The sequence below is a fragment of the Lactobacillus johnsonii genome (assembly GCF_013487865.1).
Lineage (GTDB): Bacteria > Bacillota > Bacilli > Lactobacillales > Lactobacillaceae > Lactobacillus > Lactobacillus johnsonii_A.
Window position 1 is genome coordinate 362,139 of the sequence record NZ_CP047409.1, and the last position, 19,392, is coordinate 381,530.

Genomic DNA, 19,392 nt, shown 5'->3' on the forward strand with positions numbered 1-19,392 from the left:
GTTAAGTTAATGGCTGCAAAGAAAACAGCACGTAAACGCCGTGTAAAGAAGCATGTTGAAAGCGGCGTTGCTCATATTCATTCTACGTTTAACAATACCTTGGTCATGATTACTGATGTACAAGGTAACGCAGTCGCATGGTCTTCCGCTGGTGCTTTAGGTTTTAAGGGTAGTCGTAAGTCTACACCATTTGCTGCTCAAATGGCCGCAGAAGCAGCTGCAAAATCTGCAATGGATCAAGGCATGAAGCATGTTGAAGTTTCAGTTAAAGGCCCAGGTGCAGGTCGTGAAGCTGCTATTAGAGCACTTCAAGCTGCAGGTCTTGAAATCACTGCTATTCGCGACGTTACTCCAGTGCCGCACAACGGTTCCAGACCACCAAAACGTCGTCGTGTCTAGTTTATTCCTGCGTGCAGGACATTACGTTTTGAAAGGGGCCCAGTAATGATTGAATTTGAAAAACCAAATATTACCGTAGTAGACCAAGAGGAGGCATACGGTAAGTTTGTTGTCGAACCACTGGAACGCGGTTTCGGGACTACTTTAGGTAACTCACTCCGTCGAGTTTTACTTACTTCTATTCCAGGTACGGCACTTTCTTACATTCAGATTGATGGTGTGTTACATGAATTTTCAACAATTCCTGGCGTTAGAGAAGACGTCACGAAGATCATTCTTAATTTGAAGAAACTAGAGTTAAAGTCACTCTCAGATGAAGAAAAAATTGCTGAAATCGATGTAACTGGACCAGCAATTGTAACTGCTGCTGATTTGAAGGTCGACTCTGATATTGAGGTCTTAAATCCAGATCAATATATTTGTAGTATTGCTGATGGTGGCCATTTGCATATGAACGTTGCGATCAAGACTGGTCGTGGTTATGTTCCCGCAAGTGAAAACAAGACAGATGACATGCCTATTGGTGTCATCCCCGTTGATTCACTCTTCTCACCAATCAAAAAAGTTAACTACCAAGTTGAAAGTGCTCGTGTTGGTAAGAGAGATGACTATGACAAATTAACTTTAGAAATTTGGACTGATGGTTCAATCACACCTAATGATGCCCTTAGTTTCGCTGCGAAGATTCTTGTAGAACACTTCAAAGTATTTATGTCTACTGATATGGATGCGCAGTTTGATGATGTAATGGTAGAAAAAGAGGACGATAAGAACGAAAAGAAGCTTGAGATGACGATCGAAGAGCTTGATTTGTCTGTTCGTTCCTATAACTGCTTGAAACGTGCAGGAATTAATACTGTTCAAGAATTAACTGATAAATCTGAAGCAGATATGATGCGCGTACGTAACTTAGGACGTAAGTCATTAGAAGAAGTAAAGAATAAACTTGCCGATCTTGGTCTATCACTTCGTCAAGATGACTAAGTAGGAATAATAAGGAGGGAAAACTCATGGCATACCGTAAATTAGGTCGCGATAGTGCACACAGAAAAGCAATGCTTAGAGAAATGACTACTCAATTGATCATGAACGAACGCATTGTTACTACTGAAACCCGTGCTAAAGAAATCCGTAAAACTACCGAAAAAATGATTACTTTAGGTAAACGCGGTGATTTAAGTGCTAGAAGAAAGGCAGCTGCTTTTGTTCGTAATGAAATTGCTGATATTCATGAAGAAAAAGATGCAGTTGTTGTAAAATCAGCACTTCAAAAACTTTTCAGTGACATTGCACCTCGTTACAAAGATCGTAATGGTGGTTACACCAGAATGTACAAGTTAGCTAACCCACGTAAGGGTGACGCTGCTCCAATGGTAATCATTGAATTAGTTTAATTAGGTAAAATATAATATTATTTTATAAATCTTTCACAAAAGCGAGAATAAGCGTGATGATGGTGGCTTTTGCCTAGTCTAGCTTAGATGTTAAATCATCCCTCTTTGTGGATGATTTTTTTTTGCTCTTTTTTTATATATAATTGATACAATGACATATTATGGAAAAAGAGCAGTGAATATTTATGAAAGATAATATAGTAACGGTTAAGCATCTTTCTTTTACCTATAAAGATAGTAAAGTACCTGCTGTAAATGATATTAGTTTCTCAATTCCTAGAGGATCATGGACTACTTTGGTAGGTCATAATGGGAGCGGAAAATCAACAATTGCCCGTTTAGTGGATGGCATTCTTTTACCCAATGATAATCCTAGGACGGTAATTAACGTTGATGGTATTGATCTGACAGAGGAAACAATGTGGGATATTAGAGACCGCGTAGGAATTGTATTCCAAAATCCCGATAATCAATTTGTTGGTGCTACTGTAGAAGATGATGTAGCTTTTGGTCTTGAAAATCGTCAAATTGCGCGTTCTAAGATGCAGACTATTGTTTATGATGTGCTTGAACAAGTGGATATGCTTGACTTTCAAAAAAGCGAACCTCAATATTTGTCTGGAGGTCAAAAGCAAAGAGTAGCTATCGCTGGTATCTTAGCGATTGGACCAAAATTAATAATTTTAGATGAATCGACTAGTATGTTAGATCCAGCAGGTAAAGCGAAGATTCTTAGTCTTATACGAGATTTGCAAAATAAAAATGGTCTGACTATCTTTTCTATTACTCATGATATTAATGAAGCGGTACAAGCAGACCAGATGTTAGTTTTAGATAAAGGAAAATTATTGGCTAGTGGCTCTCCAAGAGAGATATTTGAAAACGAGATTTTAATAAAAAATGCTGGATTAGAGCTCCCTTTATTTTATAAGGTTAAAAATGGACTTATAAAAAAAGGAATTCATATCCCTCGAGAAGTCAATAGTGAGGAAAAGTTGGTGAAGTATTTGTGTCAATTGAATTCAAAAATGTAGATTATGTTTATGCACCTGGAACTCCATTTCAAACTCAAGGATTGGCAGATATATCTTTTAAAATAGAAAAAGGATCATTTGTCGCAATTGCTGGTCATACTGGAAGTGGAAAGTCTACTCTCATGCAGCATTTTGATGGCTTATTACTTCCAAGTAAGGGTGAAATCACTGTAGCGGGTGAGCAGATTAATGCAAATACTTCAAGTAAGTCACTAAAAGCAATTCGAAAAAAAGTAGGCTTAGTGTTTCAATTTCCTGAAAATCAACTATTTGAAGAAACTGTGCTTAAAGACGTGATGTTTGGTCCACTTAATTTTGGCTTTTCAGAACAAAAGGCAAAAGAGCAAGCAGTAGAGTGGATAAAAAAAGTAGGTCTTTCTGAAGATATGATGGATAAATCTCCTTTTGAACTTTCTGGAGGTCAAATGCGTCGCGTAGCAATTGCAGGTGTGATGGCATATGAACCAGAAATTTTATGTCTTGATGAACCTGCAGCTGGACTGGATCCTGAAGGACAGAAGCAAATGTTTGAGATATTTAAGGATTACCAACGAGCTGGCCATACAGTTATTCTAATTTCACATAATATGGACGATATTAGTGAATATGCAGATGATATGTTAGTCCTTGATCATGGTCATTTAATAAAACATGCTAGTCCACAAGAGATTTTTTCTGATCAGGAGTGGGTAAAAAAACACTATCTCGATGAACCCGCAACTAGTAGACTAACTCGGGAGCTACAAAAAGGTGGTTTTCAATTCTCTGAGATGCCGCTAACTATTGAGTCGTTAGTAAGTAAAGTTGTAAATGAGCTAAAGAAGAAGGGAGCTAATTAACTGTTAACCAAAATATAGAAATCTATAGAAGATTAGGCTTATTTAGAAAGCTAAACATGGAAAATAAGCTTTAATTCAATACTTACTTGTTTTGCTTTCCTTCCTTAGATAAACTTATGTTTGTATTTTAGGAGGTGAAGCAATGATTAAAACTCAAGTAGTTAAGCTAAAAGTTAATAAAACTATGCAAAAGCATCTTGATGCCTTGTGTGACTATCGCCGATACTGCTGGAATAAAGGACTTGAAACTTGGCAATTAATGTATGAAGCCCATAGCTTGAACAAGCAAGATAATCTAAGTCCCAATGAACGCAGAGTCCGTGATGAACTAGTTGCTAATAAAGCTGACTGGCAATATGATTTGTCTGCTAGATGTTTGCAACTAGCTGTTAAAGACTTGGCGAATGCTTGGAAGAACTTCTTTGATAAAGCTCAGCCTGATTGGGGAACACCTAGTTTTAAATCAAAAAAGGCTCCCAGACAAGGCTTTAAAACTGACAGAGCTAAGATTGTTAATGGCAAGCTTCGCCTTGATAAACCAAGAAGCATCTCAAAAGAGTTTTGGTTTGATCTAGTAAGTTATGAGTCTTTAAAGATGAGTGAAGTCAAAGTAGTAAGTATCTTCAAAGAAAAAGGGAGCTATTATGCGGCTTTGCCTTATGAAGAAGAGGTTTCAGGTAAAGCTAAAACTCATCAAGAGACAGCAGTTGATGTTAATGTTGGTCATTTTAACTATACCGAGGGGCAAATCAAGGTTTTACCAGCTAAATTGCAAAAGCTTTATAAGCGTATCAAACATTATCAAAGAGTCTTAGCACGTAAAAGAGAAGTTAACGGTAAGTTAGCTATTAAATCAAATAATTATTTTGCAGTGAGAACCAAACTGCAAAAAGATTATCGCAAAGGAGCCAACATTCAAAACGATCTGTTACAAAAATTTACTACTAAGCTCGTGGATAATTACGACCAAATTGTAGTTGAAGACTTAGCAGTCAAAGAAATGATGATGACACATGTAGCTTCCAAAGGTATGCAGCGATCATTATTTAGTAAATTCAGGCAGATCTTAACTTACAAGTGTGATTGGTATGGCAAAGAATTGATCTTGGCTGATAAAAGATACCCATCAACTCAAAGATGTGCTAAATGCGGTTATGTCAAAAAAGGTGATGAAAAAATCACTTTGCAAGGCAATAAAAAGCATGGTACAAAGCATAATGAGTATATTTGTTATCAGTGCGGCTATAGTAATGATCGAGATGAAAATGCGGTTTTAAACCTTTTAGCTTTAGCAAAATAAAGAAAATAAATGGGGCTGGCTAGGCCCTTAAACTGTAAGAGCTGGTCAATGTGATTACTCCTATTTGGAATATCAGAACACTAGTGAAGACGACAGTAAATGAAACAAAGAAAGGAAAAATATATCTTTCTGATATGTAGAAAATTCGTATTCTTCTACATATTTCTATGTTTTGTATAGCAGACATGGATGAGTAAAATTATTATTGGACGCTATATTCCTGGTAATTCTATCGTTTATAAAATGGATCCTCGAGGAAAGATCATTGCAACATTTTTATTTATTGTTATTATCTTTCTGGCTAATAATTGGTTGTCCTACTTCTTTTTAACAATATTTACTTTACTTGCTGTTTGGGCAACAAAATTAAAGCCTAAAGTGTTTTGGGATGGAGTAAAACCATTAATTTGGTTAATTCTATTTACTTCAGTTTTGCAATTATTTTTTACTACAGGTGGAAGAGTTTACTGGCAGTGGGGAATCTTTAACATTAGTGAATATGGTATTCAGAATTCTATTTTTATCTTTATTCGTTTTGTAATGATTATTCTGATTTCGACAGTTCTTACTTTGACGACCACATCATTAGAAATTGCAGATGGAATGGAATGGATATTAAAACCTCTTGGTTACCTAAAAGTTCCAGTAGCTCAAATTGCTCTGGTAATGTCTATTGCTCTTCGTTTTGTGCCGACTTTATTAGACCAAGCTGTGCGAATTATGAATGCTCAGAGAGCACGTGGAGCCGATTTTAATAGTGGTGGTTTAATTAAGAGAATTCATTCGATTATTCCAATTTTAATTCCCTTATTTATTAGTTCCTTAACTGTTGCAATTGATTTGGCTACGGCTATGGAAGCAAGAGGTTATCGAGAAGGGGCAAAAAGGACCCGCTATCGCGTTTTAAAGTGGTCAAAGTATGATTGGGTTAACTTAGGCTATTTCGCGCTATTGACGCTAATTTTATTACTTACAAGGACGTATTAATTAATGACTACAAGATATAAATTAACCATGGCCTATGATGGTCATCTTTTTCATGGGTTTCAAATTCAACCGAATGAACGAACTGTCCAAGGTGTGATTGAAGAAGCATTAAAAAAGATGACTAAAGGAAAAAGAGTGGTAGTGCACGGATCTGGAAGAACCGATGCTGGTGTTCATGCTAAAGGACAAGTTATTCACTTTGATTATCCTGGAAAAGAAATCCCAGCTAAGAATATGATGTTTGCTTTAAATGCCCTCATGCCGATTGACACAGTTTTCTTTGAAAGTGAAATTGTTGATGAAGATTTTCATGTTCAATATTCAACTAAGGGAAAATGGTATCGATATGTAGTGGATCAACATCGTTTTACAGATCCTTTTAATCGCTTTTATACCGGGCATTATCCATATCCTTTAGATATTTCGCTAATGCAGCAAGCAGCTAAAGATTTGATTGGGGAGCACGATTTTACTAGTTTTGCTGCTAGCGGTGGACAAATTGTGGATAAGGTGCGAACAATTTACTATGTGAATATTACGCCAGACTCAGATAAAAAACAGATCATTTTTGATTTTATTGGAAATGGCTTTTTATATAACATGGTAAGAATCCTAGTTGGAACTTTGTTAGAAATAGGCAATAAAAAAAGACCTGTTGACGATATACCAAGAGTTTTAAAGGCGAAAGACCGACAAGAAGTTCGAACTACTGCACCAGCCAGTGGATTATATTTACAACATGTTTTTTATGAAGATATTCCTAAAAAATATCGATTAGATCTTAAAAAAGATTGACTTTTTGGGCAAAACGACGTAAATTAATATACGTATGTTTGTCCACGATAGGCCCCGGAAACTTATTGTTTGTCAAACAGAAGAAAAACGGAGGAATTTAAAGTGCGTACTACCCCATTAGCTAAAACTAGTGATATTAAACGTAAGTGGTATGTTATCGATGCGACTGATGTTTCACTTGGTCGTTTATCAACTGCTGTAGCATCAATTTTAAGAGGTAAGAACAAGCCTCAATATACACCAAATGTTGATACTGGTGATTATGTTATTGTTGTTAACGCAGCTAAATTGAAGTTGACTGGTAAAAAAGCAACTGATAAGATCTACTACCGCCACTCAGATTACCGTGGTGGTTTAAGAGCTACTCCTGCCGGTGAATTATTAGCTAAGAACCCAGTAAGATTAGTTGAATTATCTGTAAAAGGCATGTTGCCAAAGAATACTCTTGGTCACCAAGAATTCATGAAGATGCATGTTTACGCTGGTGAAGACCACGAACACGCAGCACAAAAGCCTGAAAAGTTAGACATCAACGAATTAATCTAGGAGGTTTTAAATAATGGCACAACAAGCAGCTTACGCTGGAACTGGTCGTCGTAAAGATTCTGTTGCCCGCGTACGTTTAGTACCAGGTAACGGTCAAATTACCATTAACAAAGAAGACGTAACTAAGTACATTCCATACCCTAACTTGGTTCAAGATATGAAGCAACCATTAGCATTAACTGAAACTGAAGGTCAATACGACATTTTAGTTAACGTTAACGGTGGTGGTTTCTCAGGACAAGCTGGTGCAATTCGTTTAGGTATTGCACGTGCACTTCTTGAAGTTGACCCAGATTTCCGTGGTCCTCTTAAGAAGGCTGGCATGTTAACTCGTGACCCAAGAATGAAGGAAAGAAAGAAGCCAGGTTTGAAGAAAGCCCGCAAAGCTTCACAATTCTCAAAGCGTTAATATTTTATATTACGTTTTATGCAAAAGACATCTCGAAAGGGATGTCTTTTTTGTGTGATTTTTTTCAATTTTTTGTAGTTATTTAAATATTGTAAAAATAGTAATTAGTATAAATTTTGTAATCATGTATAATTAAGCTATCTTTATGTTTTGGAGAATGTGGATTATGGCTACTTTTGATGAACTGGTTGATCAAGTTAATAATAATTTAGATAAACAACGTGATAGAGGGACTGCATTTGAAAAAATGGTAGTAGCTTATCTTAAAAATGAGCCCGCTTATAAGCAAAAATTTCAAGATGTTTGGATGCTGAATGAAGTTCCAGAAGAGTATCATATTTCTAAAAAAGATATAGGTGTTGATATTGTAGCTAAAGATTACGATGGTAACTTAACTGCTGTACAAGCTAAATTTTATAAAGGCAAGGTTGGTAAAGCAGAAATAGATTCATTTGTTGCAGAAGCAGGGAAAAATGTTTATTCTGCTGGGATCATAGTTTCTTCTACTGATAAGTGGAATAAAAATGCAAAAGCTACATTAGAAGATACAACTAAGCCTTTTAGTATTATTGGATTAAGTCAATTACGTCATGCACATTTTAGTTGGCAAAAATTTAATTTTGCAAAAGAAAATACAGATCTTTCTAATAAAGTAATTAAAAAAATAAGAGACTATCAAAATATAGCAATAAATAAATCATTAGAATACTTTAAAGAGCATGATCGAGGTAAATTGATTATGGCTCCAGGAACTGGCAAGACTTTTACTAGTTTAAAGATTGCCGAGGCTTTGATGAAAAAACAAGGAAAAAAACAATTTAATGTTTTATATCTTGTTCCAAGTATTCAATTATTATCTCAAACTCTTTTTGGCTGGAATGCTGACGTCTCTGAAGATATCCACATGACATCACTTTCTGTTGTTTCTGATACCAAAGCTAATAAAAAGAAAAATAAAGATGATGACGATTTAGGCGCTAGAGAAATTGGATTTGAACCAACTACAAAAGTTGAAGACTTAATTAATCACTATAAATTAATTGAAAGTAATAATCTTCCTAACGATATGAGAGTTGTTTTTAGTACTTATCAATCTATTGATGTACTTAAGCAAGCGCAGAAGGCTGATTTTCCTGAATTTGATTTAATTATTGCTGATGAAGCACATAGAACTACTGGAGCAATCGCCGAAAGAGAAGGAGATAGTACTTTTACTGAAGTTCATTCAAATCACAATATAAAAGGAAAGATAAGACTATATCAAACTGCAACGCCAAAAATCTATGATCAAAATGCAAAAAAGAAGGCTAAAGAAAATAGTATTGTTGTATCTTCAATGGATGATAAATCTATTTATGGAGAAGAAATCTATAGATTAGGCTTTGGAGAAGCAGTTGAACGCGGCATTTTAACTGACTATAAAGTTTCTGTCTTAGCAGTTAGTGAATCTTATATTAATAAAGACATGCAAACACTCTTATCATCAGATAATCAATTGAAAGTTGATGATATTGGGAAGATTATTGGTGTTTGGAATGCCATGGTTAAAAGAAACGGTATTACTGATGAAATTAACGGTGCACCTTTAAAACGTGCTATTGCTTTTACAGATACTATTAAGCACTCAAAGGTGATTTCCGAAGAATTTAATCAAGTGGTGAATGAATATCTTGATACTCAATCAACTGAAAGCTTTAAAGTTGATGTACACCATGTTGATGGTGGATTGAATGCTCTTGAAAAAGAAGAACAAATTGACTGGCTAGGAAATAATGATATTGAGGAAAACCATGCTAGAGTTTTATCAAATGTCAGATTCTTAACTGAAGGTATAGATGTACCAAATCTTGATGCTATTATTTTCTTTAGTCCTAAAAAATCACAAGTAGATATTGTTCAAGCTGTCGGACGTATTATGCGTAAAGCAGAAAATAAACAATATGGTTATATTATTTTACCTATTGTGGTTGCGGATGGCTCTGATCCTCATTTAGCTTTAGATAATGATAAAAAGTATAAACAGGTATGGCAGGTACTTAATGCTTTACGATCAACTGATGAAAGATTTGATGCTGAAGTAAATACATTAGACTTAAATAAAAATAAGTCGAAAAGAATAGATTTTATTGGTGTTGATTCAAGTCCAGATCAACCTGTTAAAGAAGATGTGTTTAATGAACATGGATCAGAACAATTGGAACTTCCGTTAGATTGGAAAGAAATGCGTAATGCATTCTATGGGAAGGTTGTTCAACATGTTGGTGATAGAAGATATCTTGAAGATTGGTCTAAAGATGTAGCAGATATTGCCAAGATATATGTCCGTAGAATTAATGATTTGATTGATAGTAATCAAGGTGCAAAATTAGCCTTTGATAAGTTTCTAAAGTCATTGCGTTACAACATTAATGATTCAATTGATCAAGAACAAGCAGTAGAAATGCTAGCACAACACTTAATCACTGAGCCTGTATTTAATGCTTTATTTAGTGATTATGATTTTGTGAGAAATAATGCTGTTTCAAAGGCTATGAGTGATATTATTTCTGCCTTTAAAGTCTTTGGTTTTGCTAAAGAGCAAGAACAATTGAAGCCATTCTATGAATCAGTTCAATTACGTGCATCTGGAATTGATAATGTACAAGGTAAGCAAAAATTTATCATTCAATTGTATGACAACTTCTTTAAGACTGCTTTTCCACGTGTAACTGAATTAATGGGCATTGTGTTTACGCCTGTTGAGGTAGTAGATTTTATCATTCATTCTGTTGATTGGGCCTTGAATAAGTACTTTGGAAAATCATTAGCAAGCAAAAATGTGCATATTCTTGATCCATTTACAGGTACGGGTACGTTTATTACACGAACATTGTATTATCTAAAGCAGCAAATGGATGAAGGAAAGATTACTTATGATGATATTTTACGTAAGTATATGCATGAACTTCATGCGAATGAAATTGTTCTTTTAAGTTATTATATTGCAGCTATTAATATTGAAGCAGTATTTGATGAAGTTAATGGACCGGATCGTGGTTATAAACCATTTGAAGGTATTGTTTTAACTGATACTTTTGAAAGTACAGAACGTCAAAATACCCTAGATGATGATATGTTTGGAGAAAATGATAAGCGTTTAAAGAAACAACAAGAAGTGCCAATTACTGCTATTATTTCTAATCCGCCTTATTCAGTGGGACAAAAAAATGCAAATGATGATAATCAAAATGTTCATTATTTAAAATTAGAAGAACAAATTGAAAAGAGTTATGTTAAGCAAAGTCATTCTAAGTTGAGTATGAGTGTATATGATAGTTATATAAAGGCTTTTCGGTGGGCTAGTGATCGAATAAAAAACAAGGGGATTATAGGGTTCATAACAAATAATGGCTTTTTAGATAGTAATAGTACCGATGGTTTTAGAGCATCTTTGTATCAAGAATTTAACTATCTTTATGTTTTTAATTTACGAGGCGCAATTCGTGGCAAAGTTGGTATTGGTGCTAAAAAAGAGGGTCAGAATATCTTTGATATTTTGACAGGAGTATCAATCAGTATTTTGGTTAAAGATGGATCTGATGAGCATGAAATTTTTTATCATGATATTGGTGATTATATTTCAAAAAAGAACAAGTTAGATATAATTAAAAATCTTTTCTCTATAAAAAATATTTCTTGGAACAGTTTAAAACCCGATCAAAATAATGATTGGCTTAATAAAAGAGATCCTAATTATCAAAAGTATGCACCTATAGCAAATGACTTGAATTCGCCTTTTTTTATAAATGCTATGGGAGTAAAAACTAATAGAGATATTTGGGTATCTGGTTTCTCAAGAGAGAAGGTAAAATGTAATTCCAAAGAATTAATTGATAATTACAATTTTGAGGTAACTAAATCAGGGGGATTAGGGGAAAAAACTACTATGAGGGACCCTAAAAAAATCAAATGGTCTACCAATTTAGAAAGAGATTTTAAAAGAGGTATTCATCTGAAATTTGATCCTTTGAATTTAAGAATACAGATGTACAGACCATTTACAAAAAAATGGTTAATGTATGATAAAAATATTGTAGAAAGACCAGGAAAATATTTAAATAAATGGGGGAAGAATAATAAAGTTATTTTATCTTCAGGTAGAGGAGCCAATAAAGATTTTTCTGTATTTGTTTCTAATTGTGTACCATGTATGGATTTATTAGAAAAAACACAAGGTTTTATGCGTTTTAATAATGAGGATAATTCAGACGAGTTGATTAAAATAAATAAAGATAATATTACTGATTCATTTGCCAAAAAGATTGGATTGAATAAAGATGATACTTTTACATATATATATGGCTTGCTTAATTCTAAGGATTTTCAAGGCAAGTATGCTAATGATCTAAAAAAAGATTTAGCACGCATTCCGATTGTTAGAAATAAAGAAAAATATGTTGAAATTGGCAAAAATTTAATGGACATTCATCTTAATTATGAAGAAGTACCAGTTTATGAGAATGTTGAAATCTCATACATAGGTGAGCCAAATTACCAAGTTAAAAAAATGAAGTTTGCAAAAAAACGTAGTAAAAATGGTAAGTTAGAAAAGGATAGATCTTCCATAATTTTCAATGATTCTATTACAATCTCTAATATTCCAGAAAAAGCATATGAATATATAGTGAATGGAAAATCAGCTATTGAATGGATTATGGATCAATATCAAGTTAAGACGGATAAAAAATCAGGTATTACAGATGATCCAAATGATTACAGTGATGATCCAAAATACATCTTCAACTTATTATTGAGAATAATAAATGTCTCTATCCAAACTGTTGATTTAATTAATCAATTGCCTAAATTAGAAATTGAAGAATAAAAAAAGCTTAACCCCAACAGGGATGAAGCTCAAGTAAGATAATCGATAAAATGGACACAATTGGTCACAATATTTTCCAATTTTAAATATTCACGCTTCTCAAAGCGTTAATATTTTATATTACGTTTTATGCAAAAGACATCTCGAAAGGATGTCTTTTTTGTTGGTAAAAATTAAGTAAGTATCAGTGTTTTTATCTTAAAAAGACTACTTCTATTGAAAATACGTTGGGATAACAGACAGTGACATGACCTATACATAGTTTAAGTAATAGAATCTTTAATATTATTTTGAAATTTGATACCATCCTTAAATGAGAATATAAATAATCACTTGTATTATTTGAAGTGAATTTAAAAGGTTTAAGATGTTTATTATCTCTTTTTGCATTAAAAAATCCTGTTGACAGAATATCAGAGATATTCAACAACAGGAAAATGTATATAAGTGGTTTTTAGCTTGCGTATAATATTATTTATAATTTTTTGAAGACGTTATCGGCTTCATCTTTTATATTTAGTGTAGCAATGTTATCAAATTGAGTTACTTGAGGATTTATTTGAATAATAGAGGTTGAGGGAGATAAATTATTCAAGTAGTAACTATAGTTTCCTTTAGAGCCAACAATTAGTACTAATTCAGCTTTTGTCATCCATTGTTTAGCTTGGGTCATTGCCTTTTCATAGACACCAACATGAGAATAAACAGGAAAGGATAACATTAAGCCATTACATTTTGAGCATTGGGGTGCATGCCCATTGTTCCAAATTTCAATATTATCATTATGATGTCCGCATTGAGAGCATTTGTTGATTGCATATGAGCCTTGAATTTCTGCTACTTGTGTTGAACCAGCTAAAGAATGTAGATGATCAATATTGGTAGTAATTGTACCTTGTATTAACCCATCTTTTTCTAAAGTGGAAATTTTACGATGAGTTAGAGAAGGTCCTTTTTCGAAAATTCCTTTTAAAAATGATTTACGTAACAAATTGTAAGAACGTTCGGGATGCATCTGAACAAGGGGAGCTAAAGAAGTTTCGATAGCATTTAAGACATTCATCTTTTCCATATCTGCGATTCCGCAACTATTGGAAATTCCAGCTCCTGTGATAGATACTTGCTAATAACATCTCCTTTAATTTTGGTGTGTTGTTCATTTTCAGTCCTCCTGTTTTGAACACATAATTAATTTTTGTTTATAACTTGATTTATTATTTAATTGATCTAACATGACGGCAGCAACATCGGCTCGGTTGGTTCTAGGAGCACCAGGCATCTTATATCCAGACGCTGCATTTTTTACTAAAGGATGGGAAGTTTTATCTCCATTAAATAAGGGACCTGGATAAACTAGAGTCCAATTCAAATTAGAATGGATAAGATGTTGTTCTCCTTTTTTATGATCAGCTTGGTTTCCTTTTAGAAAAGTTTTGACACCCAGTTTATAGGGATAGGAGACATTCTTAATTGTATCTCCAGTTCCTAAACTAGATAGACTAATAATTCGAGATACGTTTGTGTGTTGCATGCTTTTAATAAGATTAGGCATTAGACCTTCAAACAAATTAGCTGAACTGTCATTTACAGGATTGCCGAGAGTTACTAAAACAGCATCACAAGAAGCTAAGGCGTGTTCCATTTTTGATGTTTCATTGAGATTGCCTTGAATAACTTTGAGATTGTCCTGTGGTACTAATTTTTGTGGTGAACGTACATATGCTACTATTTCATATCCACGTTCCGTTGCTTGTTTAATTAATTCTTTTCCAGTTCGGCCAGTGGCCCCTAAGATAAACAGTTTCATTAAGCATCGACTTCCTTTTTCTTATCTTTTTTAAATTGAGCACTTATTACTAAAATTAGTCCAACGATTATAGTATAAATTAAACCCATAATTATTGACTGAGAAGGTGAGTTGTTAAAGTACATAATACTTTTGACACCTCTATACATGTAGGACATAGGTAACCAATTAGACAGTGTACTGTAAAAGCCATTTAATGATTCAGGTATAGCGGTTAGCAATGGAGCAGCGAAGAATAAAAGTAACATAAAAATAGGAATTGAAATTAATCCTACCCAAGACTCTACGCCGTTAATAAAAATAATGAACGAGAATGCGCATAGTGATAGGAATAAACCAAGTAAAGTAAAATTAGGAATAGTTACATTAAGAATTGTGGATTGTAGATATATCACTCCATATCCGATTACAAAGGATGAAATAATTGCAGAAAGTAGCTGAACTCCTAAAGCACTAAATTTTTCTCGAAGAGATTTAAATTTAATCTTTGAAAAGGCAAATCCAAGAAGCATTGAGGTTCCTAAACATCCTAGCCAAACTGATTGGAAGAAATGGGCGCCCCCATTTGCTAAATCACCGGTTTTATTAATTTTTTCTGTTTCTATAGTTAGTGGATTAGTTAAATTGGAAGCCATTTCTGCTGGTATGGTAGGCATTTTTTTAGATAAAGTTTGTAGTAGTTGCTTGCCTAAGGCAGTGTTAATTTGATGGGTCATTTCAGTTAAGGCCGTATTTACCTGTGTCGTAATGGTAGTTCCCATACCCTGATTAATGATGATTTTTAATTTAGCTTTTTTGGGATTAGGGGTCATTAGACTTTGAAGATTAGAGGAAAAATTTTTGGGAATAACAATTGCTCCATAATATTTTTCTTTATTCATTTCTTTTAATAAATCTTCTTGAGAATTAAAAACTGTCCATTTAATGCTCATTTTAGAAGAGTTAGATGAATTTTTTGTTGTTATTTGCTTAGTTAAATTTTTTCCAGTAGTACCTTGATCTTCGTTAACAATAGCAATAGGTAAATCATTAACCTTCATATGAGTTGAAGGAATTGCTGTAATTGAAAAGTATGCTCCAATAAATAAAGCAACTAGGATGGATAACCAGACAAATTTATTCTTTAATAGTTTAAACATATATACATCCCTTTCAATATTAAGATTACAAATATTCTAAGAAAAATAGGGATATAATAAAACTACAAAAAGTAACAAGGTGTTGCATTGATGAAAAACAATAAAACTAATGACAAAATTGAGAATGCTTTATTATCGCTTTTACAAGTAAAGGATATTAATCAGGTAACTATAAAGGAGATTGCTCAGAAAGCAAATGTAAATCGTGTCACGATATATCGTCATTATAATGATAAATGGGACATATTAGAAAAGATCGAAGAAAAATTTCTTCATAAGCTTGACGTTCCACATTCTAAAATGATCCTTAATCTCCAGCTAAAAACTCAAAGTACAACTGAATCTCCGGACTTAACAGCACTAACAGATTTTTTAAAAGTTTTACAAGAAAACTTTTCCTTGCTTCATATTTTGATGGGTACAAATGCCAATTTGGGTTTTACTAACAAGCTTATGACCTATTTGATTAACTTAGAGATAAAGTCTCATCCTTATACCCTTCTTCATATGCCTAAAGATAAACAGGAAATGTTTTCTTATTACAGTATTTCTGCATTGATAGGAGTAATTCAGTACTGGAGAAAACATCCGAAATACTCGGCTTTCCAAATAGCAAATTTTTTCTTTGAAGCTCGAGTAGGGGCTATAAAAGAACTAGAAGATAATAATTTATCTTTATAATTGAGATGTAGTAATTGGAAGAATAACTCTCTAATACCCCAATAAGCAAAACCATGTATTTAAACTAAGATTAAGAATTCATAAAGGTTTTGAACTATAATAATATAGAAAGTTAATCTTAAGAAAGGTTCTATACTATTTATATGAAATATTTAATTACAGGAGCAACAGGTAATTTAGGAGAAAAAGTTACTCGCTGGCTGAGAACAATGACTCCGGAAACTAATATCCGAGTTGGAATCCATAATTTAAAAAAGGCTGATAAGTTTAGCGACTTAGCTGTGGAAAAAGTAAAATTAGACTATTTTGATCTCAACACCCTCAAAGAAGCAGTTGCTGGCGTTGATCTGGTAATTTATATTCCCAGCATTACTTATAACTTGCAGAAAAGAATTACAGAATTTGAAAATGTCTTACAAGTTGTAAAAGAAGCTAAATCTAAATTGATTTTTGTAAGTTTTTTTGCAGATCAAGAAAATAATCCATTTGTAATGTCTCCATTTTATGCATATGTACCAAGGAGGCTTGCTAGCTCAGGAATTGAATACAGTATTATAAAAAATAGTTTGTATGCAGATCCACTGGTCCCATATATAGAAGAACTAATTAAACGAAAAAATATTATTTATCCAGTTGGGGCAGAACCACTATCCTTTATTACAAGAAATGATAGTGCTCATGCAATTGCGTGTTTAGCAATGCAGCCAGTAATGCGCGATCAAGGCCAAACATATCTATTAAGTATGGACAAAAATTATAACATGGTTGAGCTATCATACATTATGTCTCGGATCACTGATCATAAAATTGGCTATGCACCTGTAACAACTGATGAATTTGCAAAGATTTATGCCGCTGAAGGCGATGGAAAAGAACTTGCATCGATGTATGCCGGAGGAGCGAAGGGACTTCTTAGTGCAACATCTGATGACTTTCATCGCTTAACTGGTAGAGAACCAGAAGAAATGGAACATTTTTTAAGAAATGGCTATCAAATTGCACGTTTATAAAATAAATTAGTTTAATTTAAAATAAAAGATGTTATAATAAATATAGTAAGTGCTTAGAGAAAAATTAATTGTAATTAGGTGTAGTGCAGTGCTGAGACAAGACCGTAAGCTTGCTATTAACTACACAAGCTTTTAATTTAAGGGATAGATTAAAAGTTATTTGTTTATTTTAGCTGTTATATACGAAAAAAGAGATCAGATATAAAATCTGGTCTCTTTTTCGATATGTTTAACTATAGGCTTTGATTAATATTTTTAGCTAGATAATCATAAAGCATTGCTTTTTCTAATTCTTTGGTGTCATAACCTAAAGTTTGAGCAATTGTATAAGCGTATGCCCAAGCTGTAGCTGGTCCACGACTGGTGATGACTTTATGTTCTTTATCCACAACTGTAATATCAGTGCTAAAGTGGCCGTTTGGACATTCCTTTTCAATTTCTTTTTCAAAGCCAGGATAGCAGGTGTAGTTGGCTCCTTCTAGCAAGCCGTAGTGACCTAAAGCAATCGGAGCGGCACACATTGCTGCATCCCATTTACCTTCTTTATTTCTTTGAATCATAAGCTTAGCTAATTTTTCATTATTTCTGAGGTTTAAAGCTCCAGTTCTTCCACCTGGAAAAGCTACCAAGTCATACTCTAAAAGTGAATCATCCACAACTTTATCACAGGTTAGTAAGATATGATGGTCTCCGTTAATTTCTTTTTTATCAAGACCGACCATGTCACAATCAATATCTAAACGACGTAGTACATCAACGACACTAAGTCCTTCAACTTCTTCACAGCCATCTGCGAAGACAACAGCAACTTTTGTCATAAAAAAGTCCTCCTTTTTATTAAGCACTATGCAACCTTTATTTTAACCCATTAAAATAGTAATTTTTAATTTAAAGATTAAAAAAATAAACTTACAATTGCGTATATAACTATAGGTAAAACTAAGATATGTTGTACTAAGAATTTTGTGAAACACTAAATATAGGGTTGCTTTTAAAAATACTTGAATTAACGCAATATTCTGTTAACATTGAGATAATTGAAAGAAAATTTGTGAAACAATTTAAGAAAAGAGGGTAAAAATGGCTACTGAAGTTTATTTAGTAAGACATGGGGAAACAATGTTTAATCAGTTGAATAAAGTTCAAGGATGGGCTGATTCTCCACTAACTGTAAAAGGAATTAATGATCTAAAAGTAACAGCATCTAATTTATCTCAGGTTCATTTTGATAAAATGTATAGTTCTGACTTAAAGCGAGCCATTGATACAGTTCACTTAATTGCTGATACAAATGAAGTTTCTGAGATTGGTAAAATAAAAAAACTTCCAGCTTTTCGTGAAGTATTCTTTGGTACTTTTGAAGGTGACGATATTGACGAAACTTGGGAAAAAGTTGCTGTAGCTGGAGGGATGAAACCAACAAATGATGTAGTAAAAATCATTCAAACTTTAGGAATCCATGATTTTCGTGAAGCAACTAAGAAAGCTGATCCACGTCATTTAGCAGAAGATGCAGAAGCCCTCAATAATCGAATGGACCAAGCTGTTAGCCAACTAGCTGAAGAAACAAAAAGGCTAGGACGAGTTTTAATTGTGTCTCATGGAGACTTTATTAAGACTTTGGGAATTAAATACTGGGATCAAACTACACATGATCACGATATTCCCTTTCCAGACAATGGCAGTGTGACGCGTGGAATAATTGATGATAATGGAAAATTTAAAATAATTAATTATGGTGTAAAAAACACTGACATTCCAAATCTATAAGATGCAGCTATCAAGTTGCATCTTTTTTAGTATAAGTTTGTGGGATGTTCTTTGGCAGTATGTTCTACATGTTCAATCATGGCGTCAATCATTGATAAAACGTCCGAGTCATTTAAAAAATAAAAGACATGAGTTCCATGTTTATGATGTTTAACCAAATTGTATTTTTCTAAAATGCCTAATTGTTTTGATACTACCGGCTGCGCAAGGGTGAGAGTAGTGGCAATTGTTGAGACATCGACTTCTTTTGAAGCATTCCGTAAAAAAAATAAAATTGAAATTCGTCTACTATTGCTTAAAACTTTATAGATTTTAGCTGCTTCACTGACTAAATTTGTATCTGTTTGTGTCATAATTTAGCACCTCTTATTGACAATATATCAAAAATGGAATATTATACTTTCTGCAATAAGTATAC

At 33.5% G+C, this 19,392-nt stretch carries 19 protein-coding genes; 14 read left to right on the forward strand and 5 right to left on the reverse strand.

The window, feature by feature from the left end:
* Window positions 1–9 precede the first annotated feature (9 nt).
* The 11 genes from rpsK to GTO82_RS01790 all read left to right on the forward strand — a co-directional run bounded on the left by rpsK (window position 10) and on the right by GTO82_RS01790 (window position 12,567).
* On the forward strand, window positions 10–399 hold the full coding sequence (rpsK, locus tag GTO82_RS01740) for a 30S ribosomal protein S11 (RefSeq protein ID WP_003647813.1): 390 nt from the start codon (window positions 10–12) through the stop codon (window positions 397–399).
* Window positions 400–444: 45 nt separating this feature from the next.
* Complete coding sequence (locus GTO82_RS01745; RefSeq protein WP_004895837.1) at window positions 445–1,383, forward strand: DNA-directed RNA polymerase subunit alpha; 939 nt, start codon at window positions 445–447, stop codon at window positions 1,381–1,383.
* A 26-nt stretch (window positions 1,384–1,409) separates the two neighbouring features.
* Complete coding sequence (rplQ, locus tag GTO82_RS01750; RefSeq protein ID WP_003649454.1) at window positions 1,410–1,793, forward strand: 50S ribosomal protein L17; 384 nt, start codon at window positions 1,410–1,412, stop codon at window positions 1,791–1,793.
* Between the two features lie 185 nt (window positions 1,794–1,978).
* Window positions 1,979–2,827, forward strand: coding sequence for an energy-coupling factor transporter ATPase (locus GTO82_RS01755; RefSeq protein ID WP_180873537.1), 849 nt, complete (start codon window positions 1,979–1,981; stop codon window positions 2,825–2,827).
* Window positions 2,803–3,666 carry an energy-coupling factor transporter ATPase gene (locus tag GTO82_RS01760; protein ID WP_180873538.1) on the forward strand — a complete coding sequence of 288 codons (864 nt, stop codon included), beginning with the start codon at window positions 2,803–2,805 and terminating at the stop codon, window positions 3,664–3,666. Before GTO82_RS01755 ends, GTO82_RS01760 begins: the two co-directional genes overlap by 25 nt.
* A 142-nt stretch (window positions 3,667–3,808) precedes the next feature.
* Window positions 3,809–4,966 carry an RNA-guided endonuclease InsQ/TnpB family protein gene (locus GTO82_RS01765; RefSeq protein WP_180873539.1) on the forward strand — a complete coding sequence of 386 codons (1,158 nt, stop codon included), beginning with the start codon at window positions 3,809–3,811 and terminating at the stop codon, window positions 4,964–4,966.
* Between the two features lie 189 nt (window positions 4,967–5,155).
* Window positions 5,156–5,953 (forward strand): energy-coupling factor transporter transmembrane component T family protein, encoded by a 798-nt coding sequence (locus GTO82_RS01770; RefSeq protein ID WP_180873540.1) that lies wholly within the window; start codon window positions 5,156–5,158, stop codon window positions 5,951–5,953.
* A 3-nt stretch (window positions 5,954–5,956) separates the two neighbouring features.
* Entirely contained in the window at window positions 5,957–6,748 is a 792-nt protein-coding gene (gene truA / locus GTO82_RS01775; protein WP_180873541.1) for a tRNA pseudouridine(38-40) synthase TruA, read from the forward strand.
* Window positions 6,749–6,850: 102 nt separating this feature from the next.
* Entirely contained in the window at window positions 6,851–7,294 is a 444-nt protein-coding gene (gene rplM / locus GTO82_RS01780; RefSeq protein WP_011161528.1) for a 50S ribosomal protein L13, read from the forward strand.
* Between the two features lie 13 nt (window positions 7,295–7,307).
* Window positions 7,308–7,703: a 30S ribosomal protein S9 gene (gene rpsI, locus GTO82_RS01785; protein WP_004895822.1), complete on the forward strand. Its 396-nt coding sequence runs from the start codon at window positions 7,308–7,310 to the stop codon at window positions 7,701–7,703.
* Between the two features lie 166 nt (window positions 7,704–7,869).
* The gene (locus GTO82_RS01790; RefSeq protein WP_180873542.1) at window positions 7,870–12,567 is read left to right on the forward strand and encodes a type ISP restriction/modification enzyme; all 4,698 of its coding nucleotides are present in this window, start codon (window positions 7,870–7,872) and stop codon (window positions 12,565–12,567) included.
* 475 nt (window positions 12,568–13,042) lie between these two features.
* Here the strand turns inward: GTO82_RS01790 and GTO82_RS01795 are convergent, their stop codons facing one another.
* The 3 genes from GTO82_RS01795 to GTO82_RS01805 form a co-directional block, all read right to left on the reverse strand.
* A complete protein-coding gene (locus tag GTO82_RS01795) occupies window positions 13,043–13,639 on the reverse strand; it encodes a Sir2 family NAD-dependent protein deacetylase (RefSeq protein WP_260983170.1) in 597 nt (198 codons plus the stop codon).
* A 90-nt stretch (window positions 13,640–13,729) separates the two neighbouring features.
* Window positions 13,730–14,374 (reverse strand): NAD(P)-dependent oxidoreductase, encoded by a 645-nt coding sequence (locus tag GTO82_RS01800; protein WP_180873543.1) that lies wholly within the window; start codon window positions 14,372–14,374, stop codon window positions 13,730–13,732.
* The gene (locus tag GTO82_RS01805; protein WP_180873544.1) at window positions 14,374–15,513 is read right to left on the reverse strand and encodes a DUF3533 domain-containing protein; all 1,140 of its coding nucleotides are present in this window, start codon (window positions 15,511–15,513) and stop codon (window positions 14,374–14,376) included. The genes GTO82_RS01800 and GTO82_RS01805 overlap by 1 nt, the downstream gene beginning before the upstream one ends.
* 90 nt (window positions 15,514–15,603) lie before the next feature.
* Between GTO82_RS01805 and GTO82_RS01810 the strand changes: the two genes are divergently transcribed.
* Window positions 15,604–16,194 (forward strand): TetR/AcrR family transcriptional regulator, encoded by a 591-nt coding sequence (locus GTO82_RS01810; RefSeq protein ID WP_180873545.1) that lies wholly within the window; start codon window positions 15,604–15,606, stop codon window positions 16,192–16,194.
* Between the two features lie 143 nt (window positions 16,195–16,337).
* Window positions 16,338–17,204, forward strand: a complete 867-nt coding sequence (locus GTO82_RS01815; protein WP_148420910.1) for an NmrA family NAD(P)-binding protein — start codon at window positions 16,338–16,340, stop codon at window positions 17,202–17,204.
* A gap of 233 nt (window positions 17,205–17,437) precedes the next feature.
* Here GTO82_RS01815 and GTO82_RS01820 read toward each other — a convergent pair whose 3' ends face one another.
* A complete protein-coding gene (locus GTO82_RS01820; protein ID WP_014567098.1) occupies window positions 17,438–18,022 on the reverse strand; it encodes a DJ-1 family glyoxalase III in 585 nt (194 codons plus the stop codon).
* Between the two features lie 262 nt (window positions 18,023–18,284).
* Between GTO82_RS01820 and GTO82_RS01825 the strand changes: the two genes are divergently transcribed.
* Entirely contained in the window at window positions 18,285–18,974 is a 690-nt protein-coding gene (locus tag GTO82_RS01825; protein ID WP_180873546.1) for a histidine phosphatase family protein, read from the forward strand.
* Window positions 18,975–19,000: 26 nt separating this feature from the next.
* On the opposite strand, the gene GTO82_RS01830 is transcribed toward GTO82_RS01825, so the two are convergent.
* Window positions 19,001–19,327: an ArsR/SmtB family transcription factor gene (locus tag GTO82_RS01830; protein WP_069168893.1), complete on the reverse strand. Its 327-nt coding sequence runs from the start codon at window positions 19,325–19,327 to the stop codon at window positions 19,001–19,003.
* Window positions 19,328–19,392: the final 65 nt, after the last annotated feature.

Excerpts from the sequence above, each read along its gene's own strand:
- GTO82_RS01825 (WP_180873546.1), top strand. The coding sequence starts at position 18,285 with ATGGCTACTGAAGTTTATTTAGTAAGACATGGGGAAACAATGTTTAAT.
- GTO82_RS01805 (WP_180873544.1), bottom strand. The coding sequence starts at position 15,513 with ATGTTTAAACTATTAAAGAATAAATTTGTCTGGTTATCCATCCTAGTT.
- GTO82_RS01790 (WP_180873542.1), top strand. The coding sequence starts at position 7,870 with ATGGCTACTTTTGATGAACTGGTTGATCAAGTTAATAATAATTTAGAT.
- GTO82_RS01800 (WP_180873543.1), bottom strand. The coding sequence starts at position 14,374 with ATGAAACTGTTTATCTTAGGGGCCACTGGCCGAACTGGAAAAGAATTA.
- rplQ (WP_003649454.1), top strand. The coding sequence starts at position 1,410 with ATGGCATACCGTAAATTAGGTCGCGATAGTGCACACAGAAAAGCAATG.
- GTO82_RS01745 (WP_004895837.1), top strand. The coding sequence starts at position 445 with ATGATTGAATTTGAAAAACCAAATATTACCGTAGTAGACCAAGAGGAG.
- GTO82_RS01765 (WP_180873539.1), top strand. The coding sequence starts at position 3,809 with ATGATTAAAACTCAAGTAGTTAAGCTAAAAGTTAATAAAACTATGCAA.
- GTO82_RS01770 (WP_180873540.1), top strand. The coding sequence starts at position 5,156 with ATGAGTAAAATTATTATTGGACGCTATATTCCTGGTAATTCTATCGTT.
- GTO82_RS01815 (WP_148420910.1), top strand. The coding sequence starts at position 16,338 with ATGAAATATTTAATTACAGGAGCAACAGGTAATTTAGGAGAAAAAGTT.
- rpsK (WP_003647813.1), top strand. The coding sequence starts at position 10 with ATGGCTGCAAAGAAAACAGCACGTAAACGCCGTGTAAAGAAGCATGTT.
- GTO82_RS01795 (WP_260983170.1), bottom strand. The coding sequence starts at position 13,639 with ATGGAAAAGATGAATGTCTTAAATGCTATCGAAACTTCTTTAGCTCCC.
- truA (WP_180873541.1), top strand. The coding sequence starts at position 5,957 with ATGACTACAAGATATAAATTAACCATGGCCTATGATGGTCATCTTTTT.
- GTO82_RS01810 (WP_180873545.1), top strand. The coding sequence starts at position 15,604 with ATGAAAAACAATAAAACTAATGACAAAATTGAGAATGCTTTATTATCG.
- rpsI (WP_004895822.1), top strand. The coding sequence starts at position 7,308 with ATGGCACAACAAGCAGCTTACGCTGGAACTGGTCGTCGTAAAGATTCT.
- GTO82_RS01755 (WP_180873537.1), top strand. The coding sequence starts at position 1,979 with ATGAAAGATAATATAGTAACGGTTAAGCATCTTTCTTTTACCTATAAA.
- GTO82_RS01820 (WP_014567098.1), bottom strand. The coding sequence starts at position 18,022 with ATGACAAAAGTTGCTGTTGTCTTCGCAGATGGCTGTGAAGAAGTTGAA.
- GTO82_RS01830 (WP_069168893.1), bottom strand. The coding sequence starts at position 19,327 with ATGACACAAACAGATACAAATTTAGTCAGTGAAGCAGCTAAAATCTAT.